The organism is Streptomyces dengpaensis (assembly GCF_002946835.1).
In the GTDB taxonomy this organism is placed as follows: domain Bacteria; phylum Actinomycetota; class Actinomycetes; order Streptomycetales; family Streptomycetaceae; genus Streptomyces; species Streptomyces dengpaensis.
The window spans coordinates 6,638,170-6,662,285 of record NZ_CP026652.1 but is presented as its reverse complement, the minus strand read 5'-3'; the positions used below and the strand labels follow the sequence as shown (position 1 = coordinate 6,662,285).

Annotated in this window: 18 protein-coding genes and 1 pseudogene; 4 read left to right on the top strand and 15 right to left on the bottom strand. The window is 70.4% G+C overall.

The genetic code is table 11. The features are described 5' to 3' along the window. The first annotated feature begins 39 nt into the window (after window positions 1-39). The gene (locus tag C4B68_RS30675) at window positions 40-2,331 is read left to right on the top strand and encodes an ABC transporter permease (protein WP_099505014.1); all 2,292 of its coding nucleotides are present in this window, start codon (window positions 40-42) and stop codon (window positions 2,329-2,331) included. 6 nt (window positions 2,332-2,337) lie between these two features. On the opposite strand, the gene C4B68_RS30670 is transcribed toward C4B68_RS30675, so the two are convergent. The 13 genes and pseudogenes from C4B68_RS30670 to uvrC all read right to left on the bottom strand — a co-directional run bounded on the left by C4B68_RS30670 (window position 2,338) and on the right by uvrC (window position 19,060). Next, the gene (locus C4B68_RS30670) at window positions 2,338-3,294 is read right to left on the bottom strand and encodes a hypothetical protein (RefSeq protein ID WP_099505015.1); all 957 of its coding nucleotides are present in this window, start codon (window positions 3,292-3,294) and stop codon (window positions 2,338-2,340) included. Window positions 3,295-3,395: 101 nt separating this feature from the next. Then, window positions 3,396-5,048 carry a glucose-6-phosphate isomerase gene (gene pgi / locus C4B68_RS30665; RefSeq protein WP_099505016.1) on the bottom strand — a complete coding sequence of 551 codons (1,653 nt, stop codon included), beginning with the start codon at window positions 5,046-5,048 and terminating at the stop codon, window positions 3,396-3,398. Window positions 5,049-5,119: 71 nt separating this feature from the next. Continuing rightward, on the bottom strand, window positions 5,120-6,313 hold the full coding sequence (locus tag C4B68_RS30660) for an MFS transporter (protein WP_240634532.1): 1,194 nt from the start codon (window positions 6,311-6,313) through the stop codon (window positions 5,120-5,122). Window positions 6,314-6,590: 277 nt separating this feature from the next. Then, window positions 6,591-6,926, bottom strand: coding sequence for an RNA polymerase-binding protein RbpA (locus tag C4B68_RS30655; RefSeq protein ID WP_003976875.1), 336 nt, complete (start codon window positions 6,924-6,926; stop codon window positions 6,591-6,593). 236 nt (window positions 6,927-7,162) lie between these two features. Beyond that, window positions 7,163-7,393 carry a preprotein translocase subunit SecG gene (gene secG, locus C4B68_RS30650; protein ID WP_099505017.1) on the bottom strand — a complete coding sequence of 77 codons (231 nt, stop codon included), beginning with the start codon at window positions 7,391-7,393 and terminating at the stop codon, window positions 7,163-7,165. A gap of 128 nt (window positions 7,394-7,521) precedes the next feature. Continuing rightward, window positions 7,522-8,298, bottom strand: a complete 777-nt coding sequence (gene tpiA, locus C4B68_RS30645; protein ID WP_099505018.1) for a triose-phosphate isomerase — start codon at window positions 8,296-8,298, stop codon at window positions 7,522-7,524. A 5-nt stretch (window positions 8,299-8,303) separates the two neighbouring features. Next, window positions 8,304-9,515 carry a phosphoglycerate kinase gene (locus tag C4B68_RS30640; protein WP_099505019.1) on the bottom strand — a complete coding sequence of 404 codons (1,212 nt, stop codon included), beginning with the start codon at window positions 9,513-9,515 and terminating at the stop codon, window positions 8,304-8,306. A gap of 190 nt (window positions 9,516-9,705) precedes the next feature. Continuing rightward, window positions 9,706-10,716 carry a type I glyceraldehyde-3-phosphate dehydrogenase gene (gap, locus tag C4B68_RS30635; protein WP_099505020.1) on the bottom strand — a complete coding sequence of 337 codons (1,011 nt, stop codon included), beginning with the start codon at window positions 10,714-10,716 and terminating at the stop codon, window positions 9,706-9,708. Window positions 10,717-10,907: 191 nt separating this feature from the next. Further along, window positions 10,908-13,669, bottom strand: a pseudogene (locus C4B68_RS44875) (M14 family metallopeptidase); the annotation flags it as partial. 279 nt (window positions 13,670-13,948) lie between these two features. Continuing rightward, window positions 13,949-14,938 (bottom strand): DNA-binding protein WhiA, encoded by a 990-nt coding sequence (gene whiA, locus C4B68_RS30620; RefSeq protein ID WP_010987695.1) that lies wholly within the window; start codon window positions 14,936-14,938, stop codon window positions 13,949-13,951. Next, a complete protein-coding gene (locus tag C4B68_RS30615; RefSeq protein ID WP_099505021.1) occupies window positions 14,929-15,999 on the bottom strand; it encodes a gluconeogenesis factor YvcK family protein in 1,071 nt (356 codons plus the stop codon). The genes whiA and C4B68_RS30615 overlap by 10 nt, the downstream gene beginning before the upstream one ends. Beyond that, the gene (rapZ, locus tag C4B68_RS30610; protein WP_099505022.1) at window positions 15,996-17,018 is read right to left on the bottom strand and encodes an RNase adapter RapZ; all 1,023 of its coding nucleotides are present in this window, start codon (window positions 17,016-17,018) and stop codon (window positions 15,996-15,998) included. Before rapZ ends, C4B68_RS30615 begins: the two co-directional genes overlap by 4 nt. After that, window positions 17,015-19,060 (bottom strand): excinuclease ABC subunit UvrC, encoded by a 2,046-nt coding sequence (gene uvrC / locus C4B68_RS30605; RefSeq protein ID WP_099505023.1) that lies wholly within the window; start codon window positions 19,058-19,060, stop codon window positions 17,015-17,017. The genes rapZ and uvrC overlap by 4 nt, the downstream gene beginning before the upstream one ends. Before the next feature lie 525 nt (window positions 19,061-19,585). Between uvrC and C4B68_RS30600 the strand changes: the two genes are divergently transcribed. Then, window positions 19,586-20,533, top strand: a complete 948-nt coding sequence (locus C4B68_RS30600; RefSeq protein WP_099505075.1) for a hypothetical protein — start codon at window positions 19,586-19,588, stop codon at window positions 20,531-20,533. Window positions 20,534-20,637: 104 nt separating this feature from the next. Here C4B68_RS30600 and C4B68_RS30595 read toward each other — a convergent pair whose 3' ends face one another. Further along, window positions 20,638-21,060 carry a Rieske (2Fe-2S) protein gene (locus tag C4B68_RS30595; RefSeq protein ID WP_099505024.1) on the bottom strand — a complete coding sequence of 141 codons (423 nt, stop codon included), beginning with the start codon at window positions 21,058-21,060 and terminating at the stop codon, window positions 20,638-20,640. Between the two features lie 224 nt (window positions 21,061-21,284). On the opposite strand from C4B68_RS30595, the gene C4B68_RS30590 reads away from it, so the two are divergent. Together C4B68_RS30590 and C4B68_RS30585 are read left to right on the top strand one after the other, a co-directional pair. Further along, on the top strand, window positions 21,285-22,334 hold the full coding sequence (locus C4B68_RS30590) for a LacI family DNA-binding transcriptional regulator (RefSeq protein ID WP_099505025.1): 1,050 nt from the start codon (window positions 21,285-21,287) through the stop codon (window positions 22,332-22,334). Next, window positions 22,331-23,242, top strand: coding sequence for a carbohydrate kinase family protein (locus C4B68_RS30585; protein ID WP_099505026.1), 912 nt, complete (start codon window positions 22,331-22,333; stop codon window positions 23,240-23,242). Before C4B68_RS30590 ends, C4B68_RS30585 begins: the two co-directional genes overlap by 4 nt. 8 nt (window positions 23,243-23,250) lie before the next feature. On the opposite strand, the gene C4B68_RS30580 is transcribed toward C4B68_RS30585, so the two are convergent. Then, window positions 23,251-24,105 carry a helix-turn-helix domain-containing protein gene (locus C4B68_RS30580; RefSeq protein ID WP_099505027.1) on the bottom strand — a complete coding sequence of 285 codons (855 nt, stop codon included), beginning with the start codon at window positions 24,103-24,105 and terminating at the stop codon, window positions 23,251-23,253. Window positions 24,106-24,116 lie beyond the last annotated feature (11 nt).

Below are 24,116 nucleotides of genomic sequence, written 5' to 3'. Positions count from 1 at the left end.
GGCCACCGCCTCGCGCGCACGTCGAGGGGCTGAGGCGCTGTGCGGGCCACTCTGCGCTGGGCGCACGCCGATCTGCGCACGCATCGCGGCGAGGCGCTGTTCATCGTGCTCGCCACCGCCGGGATCGTCGCCTCGCTGCTGCTGGCCATGGCGCTCTTCGGGTACGCGACCAATCCCTGGCAGCGGGTCTTCAGCCAGACACACGGCGCGCACGTGGTGATCCACACCGGACCGTCGGCCGATGCGTACAAGCTCGCCGGGCTGGACGGCGTCAGGTCCGTCGCGGGCCCGTACCCCACCGCCGCCGGCACCATCGCGTCACGCGGCGCCCGCGCCTCCGTCGAGCTGCGCGGCGCCGTAGAACCGCCAGCGACCGGCCGTCCGCTGCTCATCTCCGGCCGCTGGCTCGACCCCGCCACGGCGGACGGCGTGGTACTGGAAAGCAGCCTCGCCCGGGCGCTGTGGGCCGAACCCGGCGACACCCTCACGGTGCCCGGCACCGCACGGACGCTGACGGTCCTGGGCGTCGCCGAGAGCGCCGAGCCGCGCTACAGCCCCGGCGAGCGCTCGGGCCTCGTGTGGGCACTCCCGTCCGCCGTGCAGCACACGGCCGGGCGCACCGGCCAGGTGATCGGGCTGCGGCTGACCGATCCCGACGACACGGACTACACCGTCCAGCGGGCCGTCACCCTCCTCGGCTCCGGAGCGGTCACCGATGTCTCCCCCTGGCAGCAGACGCGGGCAGAGGCCCAGGGCGGCAACCGGCTGCTGGGCCAGGTGCTCGGCCTGTTCGGCCTTGGCGCACTGGCCGCCGCCGCGCTCGCCGTGCACGGCGCGATCAGCACCCGTATCCGCGGCCATCTGCGGGACATCTCGGTGCTGAAGGCGATCGGTTTCACCCCCGGGCAGGTGGTGCGGATCTTCCTGCTCCAGCACGTGGCGTTCGCACTGCTGGGCGCCGTGCTCGCCACGGCGATCACCCAGGCGCTGGGCAGCCGGATCCCGGGACGCCTCGGGGACGCGGTCGGTGTGTGGCAGGGGTTGCCGGGCCACACGGCGGCACTCTTCGCGGTGCCCGTGGCCGCGGTGCTGTTCATCGCCGCGACGACCGGGCTCGCGGCATGGCGGGCCGGACGGGTACCCCCGGTGCCGGGGCTGCGGGCCGCGGCACCGCTCGGCGGGCGGCTGTCGGGCCTGGCGCGCGAGGCGCTCGGGCTGCGGCTGCCGTCCCCGCTGGTGCTGGGCTGGCACAAGGCGTTCACGCGACGGCCGCGCTCGCTGGCCGCGGTCGCCCGGCTCGCGCTGCCGCTGCTGCTGATCGTGGTGGCCATGAGTGCCTGGACCACCATCGACCGCTTCCACAACAGGCCCGAGCAGATCGGTCTCGCGGCAGCGCTCACGGTGCGGGCCGACGAGAGCCTGAGCGATGCGGACGTACGCGCCCAGCTGGCACGGAACCCGCAGGTCACCGCCGTCCACCCGGGTGTCGAGGTGGCCGCCCTGGTCCCCGGCCAGACGGGCACGATCGCGCTGCGCGGGCTCGGCACACACCAGGATCCCTACCCGTTCTCGCTGGCCGAGGGCCGCCCCGCGCACGGACCGGACGAGGCGGTGGCCGGTCAGGGGCTGCTCGACCTGCTCGACGTGCGCGTCGGCGACTGGGTGAGGATGACCGTGGGCACGCAGCCGCAGATCCTGCACATCGTCGGGCGCAGCCTCGAGCCGGAGAACGGCGGCCGGGTCATCTCGACGTCGCTCGACACGCTCCGCGAGAACGACCCGGAACTGCGGCCGACCCTCTACCAGCTCCGCCTGCGTCCCGGCGCCGACGCGCACACGGTGGCTACCCAGCTGGCCACGGCCGCGCACGGACGCTTCGATGTGCACGCCGTGGCCAACCCGGCCGACGGGTTGTCGTCGCTGCGCGGGGTCGTCGTGGGGCTGATCGCCGTACTGGCCCTGATCGAGCTCATCGAGCTGCTGACCGCGATCGGCGGCACCGTGCGCGAGGGCGAGCGGGATCTGCTGGCGCTGAAGGCGATCGGGCTGACTCCGCGGCAGATCACCGCGGTCACCGTGACGGCCACGGGGTGCACGGCCCTGGCCGCGGTCCTCGTCGGGACAGCTCTGGGGCTTCCCCTCGCTCACTGGCTGATCGACACGCAGGGCAGGTCGAGCGGCATCGGCGCCGGCATCGCGCACGGACCGTCCCCCGGGCTTCTCCTGCTGTTCGGCGCCGCCGCCGTACTGGGCGCCGCCGCACTCGCCGCCCTGCCCGCGGCCCGGGCGGCCCGCCGACGGCTGGCGGACACCCTGGGCGCGGTGGCCTGAGCCCGGTCAGCTCCCGTACGGCCTTTGACCGTACGGGTTCTGCCGGCCGTAGGGGTTCTGCTGGCCGTAGGGGTTCTGTTGGCCGTACGGGTTCTGCGGTCCCGGCGCTTGGGGGTAGGTGTACCCCGGTCCCGGCGCGTAGGGGTACGTGTACCCCGGACCCGGCGCGTACGGGTTGCCCTGTGGAGGCAGATACCCGTTCGGTGTGCTGGACGGAGGAGGCGGCGGGAGCGTCGCGGGATGTGCGCCCAGCCGGATGCCGTAGCGCCGTCTGAGCCGGTTCATCTCCAGCAGCGCGATCCCCGTGACCGTCACCGGCGCGCCCAGCACGAACAAGATCCCCATCCGCAAGCTGAGCCCATGGAGGTCACCCGTGACCAGGTCCGGGATGGCCATCAGCCACGATGTCACCGTGGCGAGCAGCGGCGGCAGACACCGGTGCACGGCGGCCGTCCCGAAGAAGTTGCCGGAGACCCGCAGCGCGCCCGAGGCCACGAATCCGGTCAGCCAGAGCGCCACGAACCCGAGCAGCACCCCGGCGCCTCCGGCCCCGGTCGTCGCCCACCACGTCACCACGGTCGCCACGACCGTGCCGACGAAGAGCAGCAGCAGCTTGAGCGAGTTGAAGAGCGGCACCCGCAGCTGGCGGACCGTGCCGGTGCGCCGCCAGACGAAGACCATCACGCCGACCGTGAGCGGCGTGATGAACAGCAGAACGGCCGACGCCGTCAGCACGTTCCCCAGAATCTCCGTGAAGGCGAAGCCGCCCTCGACGAAGGTGTAGACGCCGACCGCCGCGACCGCTCCGGCGATGACACGCATCTTCTTGAGCTGATCCACGCTGGGATCGACCGACTCCGGGATCCACGCCGGATGGAACACCGCCTGCGCCACCCGCTTGGGCCTCAGGAACGACCTCGCCGTCAGTGTGCCGCCCGTCCAACTCCCTCGCGAACCTGCCAACTTCCGCTCCCCCGAGCCGTCGCGCCTTCATGATCGCCCAGGGAGTCTACGGGAAGCGGACGGACTCCACCCGCCCACTTCCCGTATCCACAGGGCCCCACCTACCGGCCGCGCAGCTCCCGGTACTTGGCGACCAGCGCCATCGTCGACTCGTCCAGGCCCGACACGTCCTCACCGTCGGTCAGCGCCGGCTCGAGACGCTTGGCGAGGACCTTGCCGAGTTCGACGCCCCACTGGTCGAAGGAGTCGATGTTCCAGATCGCGCCCTGGACGAACACCTTGTGCTCGTAGAGGGCGATCAGCTGGCCCAGGACCGACGGGGTCAGCTCGCGCGCGAGGATGGTGGTCGTCGGGTGGTTGCCCTTGAACGTCTTGTGCGGCACCAGTTCCTCGGGCACCCCCTCGGCACGCACCGCTTCCGGCGTCTTGCCGAAGGCCAGCGCCTGCGTCTGCGCGAAGAAGTTCGCCATCAGCAGGTCGTGCTGGTCGACCAGCCCGGGCTGCAGATCGGCGACCGGCTCGGCGAAGCCGATGAAGTCGGCGGGGATCAGCTTCGTCCCCTGATGGATGAGCTGGTAGTAAGCGTGCTGCCCGTTGGTGCCCGGCGTGCCCCACACGACCGGCCCGGTCTGCCACTCCGTCTCGCGCCCGTCGCGGTCCACGGACTTGCCGTTGGACTCCATGTCCAGCTGCTGCAGGTACGCCGTGAACTTGGACAGGTAGTGCGAGTACGGCAGCACGGCGTGCGACTGGGCGCCGAAGAAGTTGCCGTACCAGATGCCCAACAGGCCGAGCAGGAGCGGCGCGTTGGACTCGGCGGGAGCCGTGCGGAAGTGCTCGTCGACGAGAAGGAACCCGTTGAGCATCTCGCGGAAGTGGTCCGGGCCGATCGCGATCATCAGCGACAGGCCGATCGCCGAGTCGTACGAGTAGCGTCCGCCGACCCAGTCCCAGAACTCGAACATGTTGGCCGTGTCGATGCCGAAGTCCGACACCTTCTCGGTGTTCGTCGACAGGGCCACGAAGTGCTTGGCGACGGCTTCCTGACCGGCCCTCAGCTCGCTCAGCAGCCAGTTGCGCGCCGAGGTGGCGTTGGTGATGGTCTCGATCGTGGTGAAGGTCTTGGACGCGATGATGAACAGCGTCTCTTCCGGGTCCAGGTCCCGCACGGCCTCGTGCAGGTCGGCGCCGTCCACGTTCGACACGAAGCGGAACGTCAGATCGCGGTCGGTGTAGGAGCGCAGCGCCTCGTACGCCATCGCCGGGCCGAGGTCCGAGCCGCCGATGCCGATGTTGACGATGTTCTTGATGCGCTTGCCGGTGTGTCCGGTCCACTCGCCGGAGCGGACCCGGTTGGCGAAGTCGGCCATCTTGTCGAGCACGGCGTGCACCGCGGGGACGACGTTCTCCCCGTCGACCTCGATGACCGCGTCCCGCGGGGCGCGCAGCGCGGTGTGCAGCACCGCGCGGTCCTCGGTGACGTTGATCTTGTCGCCGCGGAACATGGCGTCCCGCAGACCGAGGACATCGGTCGCCGCGGCCAGCTCGCGCAGCAGCCGCAGCGTCTCGTCGGTGACCAGGTGCTTGGAGTAGTCGACGTGCAGATCGCCGACCTGGAGGGTGTAGCCGGAGCCGCGCCCTGGACCGGCCGCGAACAGGTCCCGCAGATGGGTGTCCGCGAGCTCCTCGCGGTGCTTGGCCAGAGCGGTCCACTCGGGCGTCTGGTTGAGCCTGGTACGGCTTTCTGCGTTCATCTCGGACTTCCGCCTTCTTCTTGCCTGTGCTGCCGCGTACCTTGCCCCGCTGCCGGTCCCAACCTAATTGATCAGGTCTTGACGTGACCTGTCGTGGCACCGTCGTGCGGGTCAACAACAGATACGTCCGGCTTGACCGCGGGTATCAGCGAGATGACGGCGAACGCGAACAGGCCGGCCGCGAACAGTGCGGGCCCGTTCAGCCCGTACGCCCCTGCCACCGCGCCGCCCAGCAGAGCGCCGAGCGGGGCTCCGGAGGTCGAGGCCGTGCGGAAAGCGGAGCTGATGCGCCCCACTATGGATTCCGGGCTGCGCTGCTGCATCAGCGTGACCTGGTTGACGTTCCACACCATGTTCATCACGCCGAGCAGTGCCATGCCCACGAGAAGAGCGCCCAGGTGGCGGACGATGCCCATGAGCACCAGGGACGCCGTCTGGACGGCCCCCGCCAGGAGCAGGCTGCGGGCGCGACCGACCCGGCCGGCGACGCGCTGGGCGACGAAGCCGCCGCAGAGGCTGCCCGCCGCGTACGCCGTCATCGCCGCCGCGTATCCCGCGTTCCCCGTGTGCAGCCAGCGGGTCGCATGCAGCACGAGGGTGGCGATGAGCGCGCCCATGCCGATGTTGCACAGCAGGGTGGCCGTGCACGTCGCCCGCAGCACCCGGTCGCGCCACAGGGCGCGCAGTCCCTCGGCTATCTCGGTGCGCAGCGTGCTGCCGGCCGGGCGGGGCTCCCGCTCGGGCGCCCGTACCCGCACGGACGCCACGAGCGCGGCGGCGAGCAGATAGCTGGCCGCGTCCGCCGTGAAGGGCGTGGCGGCTCCGACGGTCAGCAGCAGCGGCACGAGGGGAGCCGCCAGCAGACCTCCGGCGAGCTGCTGGCCGGTCATCAGCCGGGCATTGGCGCTGCCCAGGCTTCCACGGTCCACGAGGGACGGGAGCAGCGCCGTGGAGGCGTTGTCGAAGAGCGTCTGGAGGGTGGTCAGGGTGAAGGCAAGGGCGATCAGCAGGACGATCGAGGCATGCCCGAGCCCCACGGCCAGGGCGAACAGGGCGACCAGTGCGCCGCGTACGGTGTCCACGGCCCACATGGCCCGCCGCTGGTCCACGCGGTCGGCGATCGCTCCGCCCAGCAGTCCGAACAGCAGCCACGGGAGATAGCCGCAGGCCGTCACAGAGGCGACGACGAGCGGGTCGTCGGTGAGCCGCACCGCGATCAGCGGCAGCGCGGCGGTGCGCAGCGCGTCCCCGAACCGCGACACCACGGCCGCGGTCCATAACCGCCCGAATCCCCCGCGCCACGCAGGCGCCCGACCACCCGCCACGTCTGCCGCCGCCACAACGCCCCCTCCGGTTCCGTCACTTCAAGAACCGTAGAGGGCACCACTGACAATCGGCCGTCGAGCAGCCGGGCGGACCGTGTTCACGACGTACGGCGGCTCACGGACTCGCCACGGCGACCGGAATCCGCCGCGGCACGGGAGTCCGCGCGCGATACAGCTCCGGCCGGGCACCCCTCGGTGCCCGGCCGGTTCTCAAGCCCTAGATCTCGCCCCGCAGTTTGGCGAGCGCCTCGGCGAGGATCGCCTCGCCGTCCGCGTCGCTGCGCCGCTCCCGTACGTACGCGAGGTGCGTCTTGTACGGCTCGGTGCGCGGCGGGTCCGGCGGGTTGTCCCGGTCCTGTCCGGCGGGAAAGCCGCAGCGCGGGCAGTCCCAGGTCTCGGGAACCTGCGCATCGCTGGCGAAGCTGGGCTGCGTCTCGTGCCCGTTGGAGCACCAGAAGGAGATGCGCAGCCGGGGTGCGGACTCGCCGCGCTCGGCCTCACCCATCGGCCCCGCCCCGACCCGGCTTCCTCGGATCGCGTTGCCACTTGCCACGGTCGTAACTCCCTGCGTGATGGTGCCGCGAAGCGAGTCGGCGTGACGCTTCGCTGCGAGCGCCTCAGTCTACGTAAGGCCCAACGCGCGTCCAGCGATGGGAGTTACACCCCAGCCCCTAGACGCAAGCCCCATGATAGGCCGCGCCTGCGGGCGCGTACCGGACATGGGGCCTTACGTGCGGAATGTGCTTGCCTAATGTGCAGTTGTGCTGCCCTGCCGATGCCGGCCGGTGATCAGTTGCTGACCTTCATCATGATGCCGAGCACGACAATGCACGCGAACCACAGCACACCGACCACCACAGTGATGCGGTCGAGGTTGCGCTCGGCGACCGAGGAGCCGCCGACGGACGACTGCATGCCGCCACCGAACATGTCGGACAGGCCGCCGCCCTTCCCCTTGTGCATCAGCACCAGCAGCATCAGCAGCAGGCTGAAGACGATCAGGGCGATCGAGAACCCCATAACCACGGCTGGACCAACTTCCTCGGATCTGGATCGACGACGGGGGCACGGTGGCTGGCCACCATGCCCCCGCAAGGGTACGACGTATCGCCGCTACCGCATACTCACTGCCTGGATCACCGCTCCGCTCACTGGTCGCGGAACCGGACGATCTTGACGAACTCGTCGGCGTCCAGCGAGGCACCGCCGACCAGGGCGCCGTCGATGTCGGGCTTCGCCATGATCTCGGCGACGTTCCCGGCCTTCACGGAGCCGCCGTACTGGATGCGGACCTGGTCGGCCAGCTCCTGCGAGTACAGCTCGGCGAGCTTGCCGCGGATCGCCGCGCAGACCTCGTGGGCGTCGTCGGCGCCGCAGACCTTGCCGGTGCCGATGGCCCAGACGGGCTCGTACGCGATCACGATCGACTCGGCCTGCTCGGCCGGGACGTCCTTGAGACCGCCCTCGACCTGCGCGAGCGTGTGCGCGACGTGGTTGCCCGCATCGCGGACCTCCAGCTCCTCGCCGACGCACAGGATCGGGGTCAGGCCGTGCTTGAAGGCGGCCTTCACCTTACTGTTGACGATCTCGTCGGTCTCGCCGTGGTACTGACGGCGCTCGGAGTGGCCGACGGTCACGTACGTGCACTTCAGCTTGGCCAGCATCGGGCCGGAGATCTCGCCCGTGTAGGCGCCCGAGTCGTGCGCCGAGAGGTCCTGGGCGCCGTACTTGATCTTGAGCTTGTCCCCGTCGACCAAGGTCTGCACGGAGCGCAGGTCGGTGAAGGGCGGCAGGACGGCGACCTCGCAGGCCTCGTAGTCCTTGTCGGCCAGGGCGAAGGCGAGCTTCTGGACGTGCGCGATGGCCTCGAGGTGGTTGAGGTTCATCTTCCAGTTGCCCGCCATCAGCGGCGTGCGCGTGCTCATTAAGGTCAGTCCTCCAGTGCGGCGAGGCCGGGGAGCGTCTTGCCCTCGAGGTACTCGAGGGAGGCGCCTCCGCCGGTCGAGATATGGCCGAATGCCTTCTCGTCGAAGCCCAGGCTGCGGACGGCCGCGGCGGAGTCGCCACCGCCGACGACCGTGAAGGCCGGGGAGCCGACAAGGGCCTGGGCGACCGCCTTGGTGCCCTCGGCGTAGTCGGGGTGCTCGAAGACGCCCATGGGGCCGTTCCAGAAGACGGTGGCCGCGTCGGCGAGCTTCGATGCGTACAGCTTGCCGGTCTCCGGACCGATGTCGAGACCCTCCTCGTCGGCCGGGATGGCGTCCGCGGCGACGACGGTCGGGTTGGCCGGGGCCTTCGTCTTCAGGTCCGGGAACTCGGGGGAAACCAGCACGTCGACGGGAAGGAGCAGCTCGACGCCGCTCTTCTCGGCGCGCTCGATGTACTCCTTGACGGCCGGGATCTGGTCCTCCTGGAGGAGGGAGATGCCGACCTCGTACCCCTTGGCCTTGAGGAAGGTGTACGCCATGCCGCCGCCGATGAGCAGACGGTCGGCCTTGTCGAGCAGCTGGTCGATGACGGCGAGCTTGTCGGAGACCTTGGCGCCGCCGAGCACGACCACGTAGGGGCGCTTGACGTCCTCGGTGAGCTTCTTCAGGACGCCGACCTCGGTGGCGATGAGGTAGCCGGCGTAGTGCGGCAGGCGCGCCGGGAGGTCGTACACGGAGGCGTGCTTGCGGTGCACGGCGCCGAAACCGTCGCCCACGTAGACATCGGCCAGGGCCGCGAGCTGGTCGGCGAACTCGCCGCGCTCGGTGTCGTCCTTGGACGTCTCGCCCGGGTTGAAGCGCAGGTTCTCGATGACCGCGACCTGGCCCGGCTCAAGGCCGTTGACCGCGTCGTGCGCGGCGGGGCCGACGGTGTCCTGCGCGAACGCGACGGGCGCGCCGAGGAGTTCACCGAGGCGCTCGGCGGCGGGCAGCAGGGAGAAGGCCGGGTCCGGGGCGCCCTTGGGGCGGCCCAGGTGCGAGGCGACGACCACCTTGGCGCCCGCGTCCGCGAGGGCCTTGATCGTGGGCAGGACGGCGCGGATGCGGCCGTCGTCGGTGATGCGGCCGTCGGCCAGCGGCACGTTCAGGTCAGCGCGGACAAAGACCCGCTTGCCGTCCACGCCTTCGGCGAGCAGTTCGTCGATCGTCTTCATGGAGGGGCTCCTGACTGGGGCTCTGATGAATTTTCCGCGACGGCATCAGCCATCAATTGAGGAACCACGATGGCGAGAACCAGGTCCGCGAGAGCGGCGGCGGTTCAGCCGCAACAAGGTGCGACAGGGCTCGGGCGGCCTTGCGCGCTGCCCGAGCCCTGCTCTCGCATCGAGGTGCCTGCTCCGGAACTTAGAGCTGGTCGCCGACGAAGACCGTGAGGTCGACGAGGCGGTTGGAGTAGCCCCACTCGTTGTCGTACCAGCCGAGGATCTTCACCGAGTTGCCCTCCTGGACCATGGTCAGGGAGGAGTCGAAGGTGCAGGAGGCCGGGTCGCCGACGATGTCCGAGGAGACGATCAGGTCCTCGGTGTAGGTCAGGTAGCCCTTGAGGTCGCCGTCCTCGGAGGCCTTCTTGAACGCGGCGTTGACCTCGTCCTTGGTGACCTCGCGCTGCAGGGTCACGACCAGGTCGGTGGCGGAACCGGTCGGGACCGGGACGCGCATGGCGATGCCGTCCAGCTTGCCCTTGAGCTGCGGGAGGACCAGGGCGGTGGCCTTGGCGGCACCGGTCGTGGTCGGGATGATGTTCTCCGCGGCGGCGCGGGCGCGGCGCAGGTCCTTGTGCGGGAAGTCCAGGATGCGCTGGTCGTTGGTGTACGCGTGGACCGTCGTCATGAGGCCCTTGACGATGCCGAAGTTCTCGTCGAGCACCTTGGCCATCGGCGCCACACAGTTGGTGGTGCAGGAGGCGTTGGAGATGACGTTGTGCTTCGCCGGGTCGTACTTGTCCTGGTTGACGCCCATCACGATGGTGATGTCCTCGTCCTTGGCCGGAGCCGAGATGAGGACCTTCTTGGCGCCGCCGGCGATGTGCTTCTCGGCGTCGGCCTTCTTGGTGAAGATGCCGGTCGACTCGACGACGATGTCGACGCCCAGCTCGCCCCACGGGATGTCGGCGGGGTTGCGCTCGGACAGGACCTTGATGGTGTGGCCGTCGACGGTGATCGTGTCGGCGGTGTGCGTCACCTCGGCCTTGAGGCGGCCCAGAATGGTGTCGTACTTCAGCAGGTGAGCGGTGGTCGCGGTGTCACCCAGGTCGTTGACAGCCACGATCTCAATGTCTGCACCCTGCTCCAGCAGCGCGCGGAAGTAGTTACGACCGATGCGGCCAAAGCCGTTGATGCCTACGCGGATCGTCACGAACCGATCTCCTCGTTAGGTACGCCGACTCTGACGTCGGCGAGTTGTATGGGATGTCCCCGACCGCCTACGACCCTACCTCCCTGAGGCGCCTGTGGTGACATCGAGACGCCCTATACACGACACGGCGGTCCGTACCCACCAGTAGAGGTACGGACCGCCCTCAATGTTTACGGCGTCGTCACGCAGAGTCAGCGCTCAACTGCCTTGAGAGCCTTCCCGATGAGCGCCGCGCGGTCGGCGGCCGCGGTGACGTGCTCCAGGCCGAAGCCCAGCAGCACGGTGTCGTCCGTGGTGACCCCTCCGTATGTCTTGAAGAGCTCTCCGTGGCGCGCCCAGTCCTTGAGGACGGCCGGGGCCCGCGGGCGGTCCGGGGACGCTCCAGGGGCCGAGAGAGGTCTCGAAGCCCTCGGTCTCGGTCGCCGCGCCGCCGACGACGAGCGAGGCTTCGTCGGCGAGGACGCCGTGGCCGCCGCTGCTCGGGTCGGTGATGTAGCTCAGGGAGACCTCTATGGACTTGCCGACGTACGCGCTCAGGTCGAAGTCGGCCTGCTGCCAGCCGTTGGCGGCGCCCGTGAAACTGTTCCACGAGCCGGTGGTGCCGGTGTTGGCGCAGCCTGTCGCACTCACGGTCAGATACCGCTTGAGCGAGGGGTGCTCGTTGACGAGGAACCCCGCCTCGCACTCCGTGGGGACGGTGGTGCTGGTGGCGCCGCCCGCCTCCGGCAGGGTCGTCCAGTCGTCGGCCCCGGTGGTGTGGACCTCGACCACCGCGTGGTCGTAGCCGGGCTCGGTGTCCCACAGGAGCTGGGTGCGCAGCGTCGGCTTCTCCGCCGCCGCGACTCCGTGAGGTCGATGGTGCGGGTGAGGCGCTTGTAGGCGGTCGGTTGGGACGGCCGCGCCAGCGCCCCGCCGCTGCGGCCGGGCTCTCGGCGTCGACGTACACCCGAAGGCGCCCAGGTAGTACTGGGTCAACTGCCCCGTCGTCGCTACGGCGGAGCTTGCGCTACGGACACCGCTGGCTGCGCTGCACCGTACGCGTCCAACTGCCGCGAGGCAGTAGAGGTGATTGACTGCACCCCGCACCTAGCGCGGTCGATGCCCCGTACAACCGGGTCCACCGGGCTGGCCGGAGTTGTGCCTTCGGGGGCTCACGCGCTGGGAAGGCAAACATAGCGTCACCGGCCGCACGGGCGCGCCCCCGTCACACCAAAGAGCGATGCCCGAACTGATGAGCGGCGCCCGAGGTGCTTGTTCCGGTGCAGTGGACGACCGTCCTGAAGTGGTCGAGCACGCCGAGCACGCCGAGCGCGTCGGGCGCGCCCTAGGCCGCGACGTCCCAGACGAGGGGCTCCTTGCCGTTGGCCTTCAGGGCGTCGGCGTATGCCAGGGACTGTGTGGCGCTCGCCCCCTCCTCGGCGATCACCAGGGTGTCGGCGCGCGGCAGTTCGGCCACGGTGTACGTGAAGTGCTCACTGGAGGTGGGCTTCCCGCTCCTGGTCCTGCCGGTGAACCAGACCTCGACCCTGTCGCCCGGGCCGCCGTCCTGGACCTTGGCGCGGTACTCGTCGAAGTAGAGGTTGTCGTCCCCGCCGTAGGTCTCGCCGCCCTGCCAGGGCTTGAGCGCCATGTCCTTCGTACGGCCGCCGTTGACGCGGTACTTGAGCTCCTTGTCGCGTACGGACTTGCGAACGACGACGGAGACCTCCTGGTCGGCGCCGCGGGAGTACGACGTCGGGAAGGCGGCCGGGGTGAAGTCGGGCGCGTCAAGGCCGACCGAGGAGGACGGCTTGTCGGGGTGGGCCGCGGTCTCGGCGACGGAGAGCGCGAACGGGATGTTCTTCTCGAACTCCTGCCGGATCAGCTTCTCGTCGTCCGGGAACGTGAAGATCGAGGCGCAGTCGGTCGCGTCCCAGGCGTCGTCCGGGTCGATGTTGGACGCGCTCTGGCAGGTCGACATCTCGGGGGTGAACATCGCCATGCCGCTGACGTTGGCCGCGTGGCCGTCCGCCTCGCCGTTGGTGGTGTACAGCTCCGAGGAAACCTGCGGGTGGTAGCCCGGGATCGCCGAGTTCTCCGGAGTGCCGGCGAGCGCCTCGTAGAGCACGTCGTCCGGGGTCGGCGTCGCCACCTGCCAGCCCGCTCCGTAGAGGAGCAGTTCGGCGGCGGAGTGGTAGTTGATGCCGTACTCGAAGCCGATGCGCTTCTCGAAGGCGTCGAGGGCCTTGGTCTCGGGCTCGGAGCCGGGGCTCGCGCCGCGGTAGGTCTGGCTGGTGAGGTTGGGGGACAAACCTCGTCGTCGTAGCCCCACTTGTAGGCGAAGTTGCGGTTGAGGTCGACGCCGTCGCCGGTGGCGATGACACCGTCGCCGTTCACGTCCCGCAGGTTCTTGCGCCACTGGCGGGTGACCGCGTCCTGGAACGTGTAGTCGTAGCCGTCGGGGTTGGCGGAGAGGACGAACCACAGCTCCGTCGTGTCGACGATCTTCTTGATGCGCTTGTCCGTGGAGTAGTTGTCCACGTAGTAGTGCATCAGACGCCGCGTCATCTCGGGCGTGATCCACTCGCGCGCGTGCTGGTTGGACAGGTACAGCACCGACGGCTTGGCGCCGTCCTTGACTCTGTCGGCGCCCTTGCTCAGCTTGAGCGCCAGGATGTCCTGGCCGTTGATGGTCTTGCCGATGGAGACGACCTTGGTGAGGTCGGGGTGTTCCTGGCCGGTCCTGAGGATCTCCTCCTGGAGATTGCCCTGGCCGCTGTACGGGCGGAACACACCCTGGGCCGCGTCCTTCACGCGGTCCTCGGCCTTGGCCGAGATCCTGTGCTCGGTAAGGCCGACGCCCTGCTTCTCGAGCTTCTCGGCGTGCTTGTCGGTGAGGTAGACCTCGATGGTGGCCGTGCCCTTGTCTGGCACAGCCACCATCGATTCCGTGGCCATCCTGTCCGGCGACCATTGCAGAGCAGGGGGTACCTGCTGCTTCTTGAACCCTTCCCCAGCTGGCGCAGGGGGATTCCTGGCTCACGCCGCTCGGCCACCCAGCGAGCGACCGAGTCCTACGCGATCAGCACCAGCCGGATTGGAACCAGCCCGGTCGACGTAAGAGTCGAGGTGGTAGCGCACGCTTGGCTCTCGCGGTGCGCTGGACAGAACGTAGCCGGAGATCAAGCCAAGGACGGCAAAACGCCGGTGCCGCCACCCGAACGGGCTACCGCACTGGTGCTCTGAAGGGCCGTCACCCCGCGAGGTTGTCCGCCATTTCCTCGGTGAGGTTGGACTCCGTCCCGGGGATGCCGAGGTCCTGGGCGCGCTTGTCCGCCATCGCGAGCAGTCGGCGGATACGGCCGGCCACGGCGTCCTTGGTCAGCGGCGGATCGGCGAGCGCGCCCAGCTCCTCCAGGGATGCCTGCTTGTGCTCCATGCGCAGCCGTCCGGCGGCGGCGAGGTGCTCCGGCACCTCGTCGGCGAGGATCTCCAGGGCGCGCTGGACGCGGGCCCCGGCCGCGACGGCGGCACGGGCCGAGCGGCGCAGGTTGGCGTCGTCGAAGTTGGCGAGCCGGTTCGCCGTAGCGCGGACCTCGCGGCGCATCCGCCGCTCCTCCCAGGCCAGCACCGACTCATGGGCGCCGAGACGGGTGAGCAGGGCGCCGATGGCATCCCCGTCCCGCACGACCACGCGGTCCACGCCGCGCACCTCGCGGGCCTTGGCGGCGATCGACAGCCGGCGGGCGGCCCCGACCAGCGCGAGCGCGGCTTCCGGACCCGGGCAGGTCACTTCCAGGGAGGACGAGCGGCCGGGCTCGGTGAGCGAGCCGTGCGCCAGGAAGGCTCCGCGCCAGGCCGCCTCGGCGTCGCAGGTGGCCCCCGAGACCACCTGCGGGGGCAGCCCGCGGATCGGGCGGCCGCGGCCGTCGACGAGCCCGGTCTGGCGGGCCAGCTGGTCGCCGCCCGCGACAACGCGTACGACATAGCGGGAACCGCGGCGCAGACCGCCGGGCGCCATCACGATCAGCTCGGAGCTGTGGCCGAAGATCTCCAGGATGTCCCGCTTCAGCCGGCGCGCCGCCATCGCGGTGTCCAGCTCCGCCTCGATCACGATCCGGCCGCTCACCAGGTGAAGGCCGCCCGCGAACCGCAGGATGGCGGAGACCTCCGCCTTTCTGCAGCAGGTCCGGGTGACGGGGAGCCGGGAGATCTCGTCCTTCACCGCTGCCGTCATCGCCATGGGCCGATCCTTCCATGCATCCGAAAAATACGGTCGTACGCGGCGGCCAACAGCTCCGGATCGTGCCGCGGAGATCCGTCGGTCCGGGCCACCGGCGCCAGCTCGACCGCGGCGCCGAACCGCTGGGCGGCGTCGGTGAGTGAGTCGCGGTCGGGCACGGCGGCCTCGTCGGCCAGCACCACGTCCAGGGCGAGTTTAGGGGCGTGTCGTCCCAAAACCTCCAAATGACGCTGCGGGGAGAAGCCTTCGGTTTCTCCGGGCTGCGGGGCGAGGTTCAGCGAGAGTACCCGCCGCGCCTTCGTCTTTATGAGGGCGTCCAGCAGCTCGGGCACGAGCAGGTGCGGGATCACCGAGGAGAACCAGGAGCCGGGGCCGAGCACCACCCAGTCCGCGTCGAGGACCGCCTCTACGGCCTCGGGGACGGCGGGCGGGTCGTGCGGCACGACGTGTACGGACTGCACCTCGCCGGGCGTGAGCGCCACGGTCGCCTGCCCCCGTACCGTCTCGACGTCGTCGGGCCGGTCAAGGTCGTGCCCCTTGACCAGGGCCTGCAGCTCCAGGGGTACGGCCGACATGGGCAGCACCCGGCCGTGCGCGCCCAGGAGCTTGCCGACCAGGTCCAGGGCCTGGACATGGTCGCCGAGCTGCTCCCACAGGGCGACGATCAGCAGATTGCCGACCGCGTGCTCGTGCAGGTCGCCCTGGGACTGGAAGCGGTGCTGGATGACGCGGGCCCAGGTCTGGCCCCAGTCGTCGTCGCCGCACAGCGCGGCCAGGGCCTTGCGCAGATCGCCGGGCGGGAGCACGCCCAGCTCGTCGCGCAGGCGCCCGCTGGAGCCGCCGTCGTCGGCCACCGTGACGACGGCGGTGAGGTCGCCGGTGATCCGGCGCAGCGCGGCGAGCGAGGCGGACAGCCCCATGCCGCCGCCGAGGGCGACTACCTTGGGCTGGGCGCCGCGGCGCCGCGGCTTCCCCCCGCGCGCTTCGACGGGCCTGCCACCGCGCCCCTCGGGAGTGACCCGGCGCAGCCTGCTCAGCCGCAGTGCGGCACGTCCCGTCACTCGCGCCCCATGTCCCGGTGGACGACCACGGTCTCCACGCCCTGGGAGGCGAGGCGGGCGGCGAGCTTCTCGGAGGTGGCGACCGAGCGGTGCTTGCCGCCGGTGCAGCCGACCGCGATGGTCACATAGCGCTTGCCCTCACGCCGGTATCCGGCCGCGATGAGCTGGAGCAGTTCGGTGTAGCGGTCGAGGAACTCCTTGGCCCCCGGCTGATTGAAGACGTACGCCGAGACCTCCTCGTTCAGGCCGGTGAAGGGGCGCAGCTCCGGGACCCAGTGCGGGTTGGGCAGGAACCGCATGTCCACGACCAGGTCGGCGTCGACGGGCAGGCCGTACTTGAAGCCGAAGGACATGACGGTGGCCCGCAGCTCGGGCTCCTCCTCGCCGGCGAACTGGGCGTCCATCTTGGCGCGCAGCTCGTGCACGTTCAGGCTGGACGTGTCGATCACCAGGTCGGCGTCGCCGCGCAGCTCGCGCAGCAGCTCGCGCTCGGCGTCGATGCCGTCGACGATGCGGCCGTCGCCCTGGAGGGGGTGCGGGCGGCGCACGGACTCGAAGCGGCGCACCAATGCGTCGTCGGAGGACTCCAGGAAGACGATCCGCCGGGTGACGTTCTTCGACTCCAGGTCGGCGAGGGACTCACGGAGGTTGTCGAAGAAGCGGCGGCCGCGTACGTCGACGACGACCGCGATCCTGGCCACGTTGCCCTGCGAGCGGGCGCCGAGCTCCACCATGGTGGGGATCAGGGCGGGCGGCAGGTTGTCGACGACGAACCAGCCGAGGTCCTCGAGACACTTGGCGGCCGTCGACCGGCCCGCTCCGGACATGCCGGAGATGATCACCAGCTCGGGGATGGCCGCGTCGGAGGCCCCGGCCGTGTCGCTGCCCGAATTCACCTGTGCTCCGTCTTCCTGGGGCGCTTCGTGCTCCAGGCGATCTTCGCTTGTTTCCTTGTGTGTTTCCTGTGCGTCCTGGCTCTGCGCCGGGCGTTCCTCTTGGCGCGCGTCGTTCTCGGTCATCTCTCCTGCCCCCGTCGCTCGTCCGAGGCGCCCGCGGTCACGGGCTCCTCCGGGGAGCCCTCTGTCGTTTCGGGCGCCCCGTCTTCCTCGTCTCCCATGATCTCTCCAGTCGCCGTGTTCACGGCGGGTGCGGTCGGGGTCGCCTGGGCGAGCGCCAGGGCGATCGTCTCGGCCGTCTTGCGGCCTATGCCGGGAACCTCACAGATCTGGGCGATGGTCGCGGATCGCAGTTTCTTCACCGAGCCGAAGTGCTTGATCAGCGCCTGCTTGCGCGTCTCGCCCAGGCCCGGCACATCGTCCAGCGGGCTCGACCTGAAGCGCTTGCCCCGCTTGGTGCGCTGGTAGGTGATCGCGAAGCGGTGGGCCTCGTCACGGACCCGCTGGAGCAGATACAGCCCCTCGCTGGTGCGCGGCAGGACCACCGGGTCGTCCTCGGCCGGCAGCCACACCTCCTCCAGGCGCTTGGCGAGGCCGCATACGGCGATGTCGTCGATGCCGAGCTCGTCGAGGGCCTTCTGGGCTGCCGCCACCTGGGGCTGACCGCCGTCGACGACGACGAGCTGCGGGGGGTAGGCGAAGCGCTTGGGGCGGCCGTCCTCCTCAGTGAGCCCGGTCTCGCCGTCGGCCCACTCCCCCGTCTTCTCCTTCTCGGCGAGGTAGCGCCGGAAGCGGCGGGTGATCACCTCGTGCATGGAGCGGACGTCGTCCTGGCCCTCGAAGCCCTTGATCTGGAAGCGCCGGTACTCGCTCTTGCGCTGGAGTCCGTCCTCGAAGACGACCATCGACGCCACGACGTCGTCGCCCTGGAGGTGCGAAATGTCATAGCACTCGATCCGCAGGGGCGCGCTGTCCAGGTCGAGGGCCTTGGCGATCTCCTCCAGCGCGCGCGAGCGGGTGGTGAGGTCGGAGGCGCGCTTGGTCTTGTGCAGGGCGAGCGCCTGGAGCGCGTTGCGCTGCACCGTCTCCATGAGCGCCTTCTTGTCGCCGCGCTGCGGGATGCGGAGGGAGACGCCCGATCCGCGGCGCTCGGTGAGCCACTCCTGGACGGGCTCCACCGGGTCGGGCAGCGCCGGGACGAGCACTTCCTTGGGGACGGAATCGCCGGTCTCCTCCCCGTAGAGCTGCTGGAGCGCGTGCTCGACCAGGTCACCGGTGGTGACGGCCTCCACCTTGTCCGTGACCCAGCCGCGCTGGCCGCGCACCCGGCCGCCGCGTACGTGGAAGATCTGTACGGCCGCTTCCAGCTCGTCCTCGGCGACGGCGATCAGGTCGGCGTCGGTCGCGTCGGCGAGCACGACCGCGTTCTTCTCCATGGCCTTCTTCAGGGCCTCGATGTCGTCGCGTAGGCGGGCCGCCCGCTCGTACTCCATCTCCTCGGCCGCGTCCGCCATCTCCCTTTCCAGACGGCGGATGTACGTCCCCGTACGGCCTGCCATGAAGTCGCAGAACTCCTCGGCCAGTTCCCGGTGCTCCTCGGCGGAGACGCGCCCGACGCAGGGCGCGGAGCACTTGCCGATGTAACCGAGGAGGCAGGGGCGGCCGGTGCGGGCGGCGTTCTTGAAGACGCCGGCGGAGCAGGTGCGGACGGGGAAGACGCGCAGCAGCAGGTCCACGGTGTCGCGGATCGCCCACGCGTGCCCGTACGGACCGAAATAGCGCACGCCCTTGCGCTTCTGGCCGCGCATCACCTGCACGCGCGGGAACTCCTCGTTCATGGTCACCGCGAGGTACGGATAGCTCTTGTCGTCGCGATACTTGACGTTGAACCGGGGGTCGAACTCCTTGATCCAGGAGTACTCCAGCTGCAGCGCCTCGACCTCCGTGGACACGACGGTCCACTCCACCGACGCGGCCGTCGTGACCATGGTGCGGGTACGCGGGTGGAGGTTCGCCAGGTCCTGGAAGTAGCTCGCCAGGCGCTGGCGCAGGCTCTTCGCCTTTCCGACGTAGATCACCCGACGGTGCTCGTCGCGGAATTTGTACACCCCGGGAGAGTCCGGGATCTGTCCCGGCTTGGGGCGGTAGCTGGAGGGATCGGCCATGTCACACACCCTACTGGCGGAGAGTGACAGCGCGGCGGGCCTGTGGACAACGTCGGCCTGTGGACAGTGGCGGGCCTGTGGACATCGGCGGGCAGGTCCTGGCGGGACTCCAGAGAGGTCAGCAGGGGGCCGGCGTACGGCGGTGATCGCCGGGGCGGCTGGACCGGGTCAGCGGCGGTAGCCGGCGCGGAGGCGCTGGTGGGGGCCGGGGCGGCGGCCGCGGTGGGGGCCGGGGCGGCGCCGAGGGCGGAGAGCGCGGGGAGCCCGGGGCGGCTTCTGTCACGTAGCGCGCTCCTCCCGAGCGGGGTTCGAGGGGTGGGGGAGCGCCTCCTGATGCCGCAGTGCAGCACGTTGAGCATCAGGTGTTGTCGGGGCTTGGTCAACACGCTTCAATGCGGGGGAACTCGGGGGCGTGAACGGCGGCACAGGCGGGTGGACTGACCCCGCGCGCTGCCCTGACAGCCTCGACGACCCACACGAACGGTCTGACCAGCCGTTGTGAACGCCCACAGAAAGGCCTCCTGCATGCGGCACGGCACACAGCCCGCGGACGTCGCCACGGCGGAATTGGAGACGGCTCTGCGGGGCGGCCCCTTTCACGTCGCACTGCGTGCCGCGATCACCGCCCGCGGGCTGCCGCTGCAGCGCGTACAGCACCACCTGTCGCGGTACGGGGTCAAGGTCGGGGTGACGAGCCTGAGTTACTGGCAGCAGGGCGCCCGGCGCCCGCAGCGCCCCGAGTCGCTGCGCGCCGTCCGCGCGCTGGAGGAGATCCTCCAGCTGCCGGACGAGTCGCTGATCCGGCTGCTCGCCCAGGCCGACGAGCACTCCGACGCGGAACGCCCCGCGGGCCGCTCGTACCGCTCCCTCGTGGAGGCCTCCGGCGTCCTGGAGCGGCTCCTGTCCGAGCTGGAGTCACCGCGCGACGGCGGGCTGCACACCATCGGCCACCACGAACGCGTACGGATCGGCGCGCACCGCGAGCTGCTGGGTCGCGAGTCGCACCACATAGTGCGTGCCCACAAGGACGGCGTAGACCGCTACGTAGCCATCCACCACGGCGACCCGGGATGCGCCCCGGAGCGGATGGCGGTACGCGCACTGGAGAACTGTCGTACGGGGCGGGTGCGCTGGCACCACGGCACCGGGGTGCTCGTGGCCGAGCTGCTCTTCGACACGCGCATGCGCGCCGGCGACACGTTCCTTTTCCGCTACGGGTTCGACGACGGCACGGCCGGTGCGTCCAGCGAGTACGTCCGCGGCTTCGGCTTCGCGGGCGGGCAGTACGCGCTCCAGGTGCGGTTCGCCGAGGAGGCGTTGCCCGTGAGCTGCCATCGGTTCACCCAGCACTCGGCCGCGGCTCCGCGCAGCGGCCGCCAGGAACTGAGGATGAGCGGCCGCCACCGCTCGGTGCATCTGGTCGAGCCGCGGGTGCGGTCCGGAATCGTGGGGATCGGGTGGGACTGGGAGTGACGGCCCCAGTCATGGGGATGCGCATCGACGTGGTCACCGTCATGGTCATGCGCTGGTGACGATGGCGGTGGCCGGCCGGGGCAGGCGTCCGCTCCGATAGCGGCTCAGGCGCCCGGGCCCGCGACGATCTTCCCGTCCTTCGTCTCCACGGACAGTTCCTTCAGCGGCACGGTGGCCGGGGCCTGCAGCACCTCGCCCGTGGTGGCGTCGAACTCGCTGGCGTGGCAGGGGCACGTGAGCGTCGTGCCCTCCAGCTTGTTGATGGCGCACCCGGCGTGCGTGCAGATCGAGCTGAACGCCTTGAGCGAGCCGTTCTCGGCGCGGCTCACCACGACGTTCTTGTCCCGGTACAGCTTGGCGCTCCCCTTGGCGATCTCGCTCTCCGCGCCCAGCTCGACCGGCTCGGTGAGCCTCGCGGGCCCCGCGCCCTCGCCGCCGGCGCACGCGGTGAGTGCGAGCCCGGCGACCGGGGTGAGCGCCGCTCCCCGCAGGACGGTACGGCGGCTCGCGGACGGACGGCCGGGCATGGCATCTCCACTGGTCGAGGGTGGTGTCTGGGGTGTTTCGGAAGGCGCGGCGGGATCACCGCGCCTCGACGATACCGGTACCGGTCCTTCCGCCTGGAGCCGGGTGGACTGGGTGCCCACGGAAAGACGTAAACGTTTACGCATGCGTTTACGTAAGCGTTTACGTCTTCCGCCGGATGAGATACGTTCCCGTGCGAACAACCGGGTCCCAGGGAGGGAGCGCCATGGCGACGATGGTCGATGTGGCTCAGCGCGCGGGTGTGTCCATCGCGACCGTCTCGCACGTACTCAATGACACACGCCCGGTGCTGCCCCAGACACGCCAGGCCGTCCTCGACGCGATCGACGAGCTCGGATACACGCCCAACACCCTGGCCCGCTCGCTGGTCACCTCACGCACACGGTCCATCGGACTCGCGGTCTCGGCGATCAGCAACCCGTACTTCACGGATATCCTCCAGGGCGTCGAGGCAGGCGCTCTGCAGCACGGCTACAGCCTGCTGATCGCCGATCCGCACGACGACCCGGGGCACGAGAGGAAGATCGTCCAACTCCTGCACGAGCGACGCGTCGACGGCATGATCATCGCGCCCTCGGCGGATCCGGACGCACTCCTGCGTTACCTCGGCCAGCACGACGTGCCCACCGTGTTCCTGGACCGACTCGTCGACTCCCCCGCCGAGGGCCCCTTCCGCTTCGACCAGGTCTGCACCGAGAACGCCGAGCCCACGACGAGGCTGGTCACACACCTCGCCGGTCTTGGCCACAAACGCATCGCACTGGTCGCGGGGCTGCCGGGACTCAGCACCACGACCGAGCGGATCACCGGTTACCGCCACGGCCTCGCGCACGCCGGGCTCCCGTACGACGAGCGGCTCGTGGCGCACGGCAACTCCCAGGCGGAGGCGGCCGAACAGGCCACCCACGCCCTGCTGTCCCTCGCGGCGCCGCCCACCGCGCTCATCACCGCCAACAACGCCATGACCATCGGCGCGCTGCGTGGCCTGCGCGAACGGGACCTGTCCGTGCCCGACGACCTGGCACTGTGCTGCTTCGACGACTTCTCGTGGGCGGACCTGTTCACACCACGGCTGACCGCGATCTCCCAGCCCAGCAAGGAGATCGGGGCCCACGCCGTCCAGCTGCTCCTGGAGCGGCTGGCGTCGCCCGGCCGTGCGGGCCGTACCGTCCGGCTGCCCTCCGCGTTCGTCCACCGCACCTCGTGCGGCTGCCCCGAGAGCCCGAAGAGCCCCACGAAAGGAACCGAGTCGTGATCGTCGTCGCCGGTGAGGCCCTGATCGATCTGGTACCGCAAGGCGCGGGCGCCCTGGTGGGCCTGCTGCCGCGCCTCGGCGGTGGCCCCTACAACACGGCGGTGGCACTCGGCCGCCTCGGCTCCCCCACCGCCTTCTGCTCCCGGGTCTCGTCCGACGCGTTCGGCGAGGCACTCCTGGGCGGGCTGGTCGAGGCGGGCGTCGATGTGTCGTCCGTGCAGCGCGGGACGGAGCCGACGACCCTCGCGGTCGCCTCGATCGGCACGGACGGCTCGGCCGCGTACTCCTTCTACGTCGAGGGCACGGCGGACCGGCTCTTCTCCGCTTCGGACCAACTCCCCGACGCCACAAGGGCAGTGTCCTTCGGCACGTGCTCGCTCGTGCTGGAGCCGGGCGCGAGCGCGTACGAGGAGCTGATGCGGACGGCCGCCGCGCGAGGCGTGTTCACGGCGCTCGACCCGAACATCCGGGACGGACTGATCCCCGACGCGGACGCCTACAGGGCCCGCTTCAAGAGCTGGCTGCCGTCGGTGTCGCTCCTGAAGCTCTCGGAGGAGGACGCCCTGTGGCTCGGCGGTACCCCGCGCGAGTGGCTGGCGTCCGGACCTGGGGCCGTGGTGATCACGCAGGGCGGCGACGGCCTGACGGTGTTCACCCGGGACGGCGCGGTGCACTCCGTACCCGGCGAACCGGTCGACGTCGTGGACACCATCGGCGCCGGCGACACGGTGAACGCGGCGCTGCTCCACGGCCTGGCCGCGCGAGACGCCCTGTCACCGGCGGCGATGGCAGCCCTCGGCGCCGAGGGCTGGACCGCGTTGCTGCGCTTCGCGGCCCGTACGGCGGCGATCACCTGCTCCCGCGCGGGAGCGGAACCGCCGTACGCCTCCGAACTCGGCGACCTGTAACGGCACGCTCAGCTTCCGACCGCCCGCAGCACGCCGGGCTGCCGCCCATTGAGCCGGTCGAGCGCGCCGACCGTTGCTTCGTCGGCGGGAACATGTACGACCATGCGGTGGCCGTCGTCCGGCAGCGCGAGCGTCTCGTACGACAGGCGCAACGGTCCCACCTCCGGGTGGGCGACCAGTTCGGTCCCGGACTGCCGGGGCATGGCGGGCACAGCCGCGAGCCGACGGGCGAAGGGCGCTCCCGCCGTGACCGTCAACTCGTCGGCCACGGCGGTGACATGGGGATCGTGGAGCGGCGCCTCGTGCCGGAGATGCGCGACCTGTTCGTCGGCCACCCGGTCCCAGTCGGTATAGGCGGCGCGGGCCCGCTCGTCGGTGAACACATAGCGGAGGATGTTCGGCTGCGTGCCGTCGAGCAGCCCGAGCGGTCCGGCGAGCCTTCGATAGCCGGTGGTGTACGCGAGGATGTCGCCGATCCAGTTGATGAGCACCGCGGGTGCGGGCTCGAGCCGGTCCAGGATGGCCCGCAGGGTCGGGCGCACGGTGCGGGTGGGCTCCACCCCTGCCGAGCAGAGCAGGGCGTCGTGGCCTGCCTCCTTGGCGAGTCGGCGCAGCAGGATCCGCTCGCTCACGGGCAGGTGCAGCGCGTCCGCGAGCACCCCCAGGACCTGGGGCGACGGATTGCGGTCGCGGCCCTGCTCGAGCCGGGTGAGGTACTCGACGCTGATTCCGGCGAGCGTGGCCAGCTCGGCGCGGCGCAGCCCGGGCGTGCGGCGGCGGGGACCGGTCGGCAGCCCCGCCTCGGCGGGTGTGACGGATTCACGGCGTGCGCGCAGGAAGATGCCCAACTCGTTGTCGCTCACCCCAAGAACTT

What these genes read in the sequence shown, in the direction of transcription:
- pgi (WP_099505016.1), bottom strand. Translation starts at nt 5,048, where the DNA reads ATGAACGCAGAAAGCCGTACCAGGCTCAACCAGACGCCCGAGTGGACC.
- secG (WP_099505017.1), bottom strand. Translation starts at nt 7,393, where the DNA reads ATGGGGTTCTCGATCGCCCTGATCGTCTTCAGCCTGCTGCTGATGCTG.
- tpiA (WP_099505018.1), bottom strand. Translation starts at nt 8,298, where the DNA reads ATGAGCACGCGCACGCCGCTGATGGCGGGCAACTGGAAGATGAACCTC.
- C4B68_RS30640 (WP_099505019.1), bottom strand. Translation starts at nt 9,515, where the DNA reads ATGAAGACGATCGACGAACTGCTCGCCGAAGGCGTGGACGGCAAGCGG.
- whiA (WP_010987695.1), bottom strand. Translation starts at nt 14,938, where the DNA reads ATGGCGATGACGGCAGCGGTGAAGGACGAGATCTCCCGGCTCCCCGTC.
- rapZ (WP_099505022.1), bottom strand. Translation starts at nt 17,018, where the DNA reads ATGACCGAGAACGACGCGCGCCAAGAGGAACGCCCGGCGCAGAGCCAG.
- uvrC (WP_099505023.1), bottom strand. Translation starts at nt 19,060, where the DNA reads ATGGCCGATCCCTCCAGCTACCGCCCCAAGCCGGGACAGATCCCGGAC.
- C4B68_RS30600 (WP_099505075.1), top strand. Translation starts at nt 19,586, where the DNA reads ATGCGGCACGGCACACAGCCCGCGGACGTCGCCACGGCGGAATTGGAG.
- C4B68_RS30595 (WP_099505024.1), bottom strand. Translation starts at nt 21,060, where the DNA reads ATGCCCGGCCGTCCGTCCGCGAGCCGCCGTACCGTCCTGCGGGGAGCG.
- C4B68_RS30590 (WP_099505025.1), top strand. Translation starts at nt 21,285, where the DNA reads ATGGCGACGATGGTCGATGTGGCTCAGCGCGCGGGTGTGTCCATCGCG.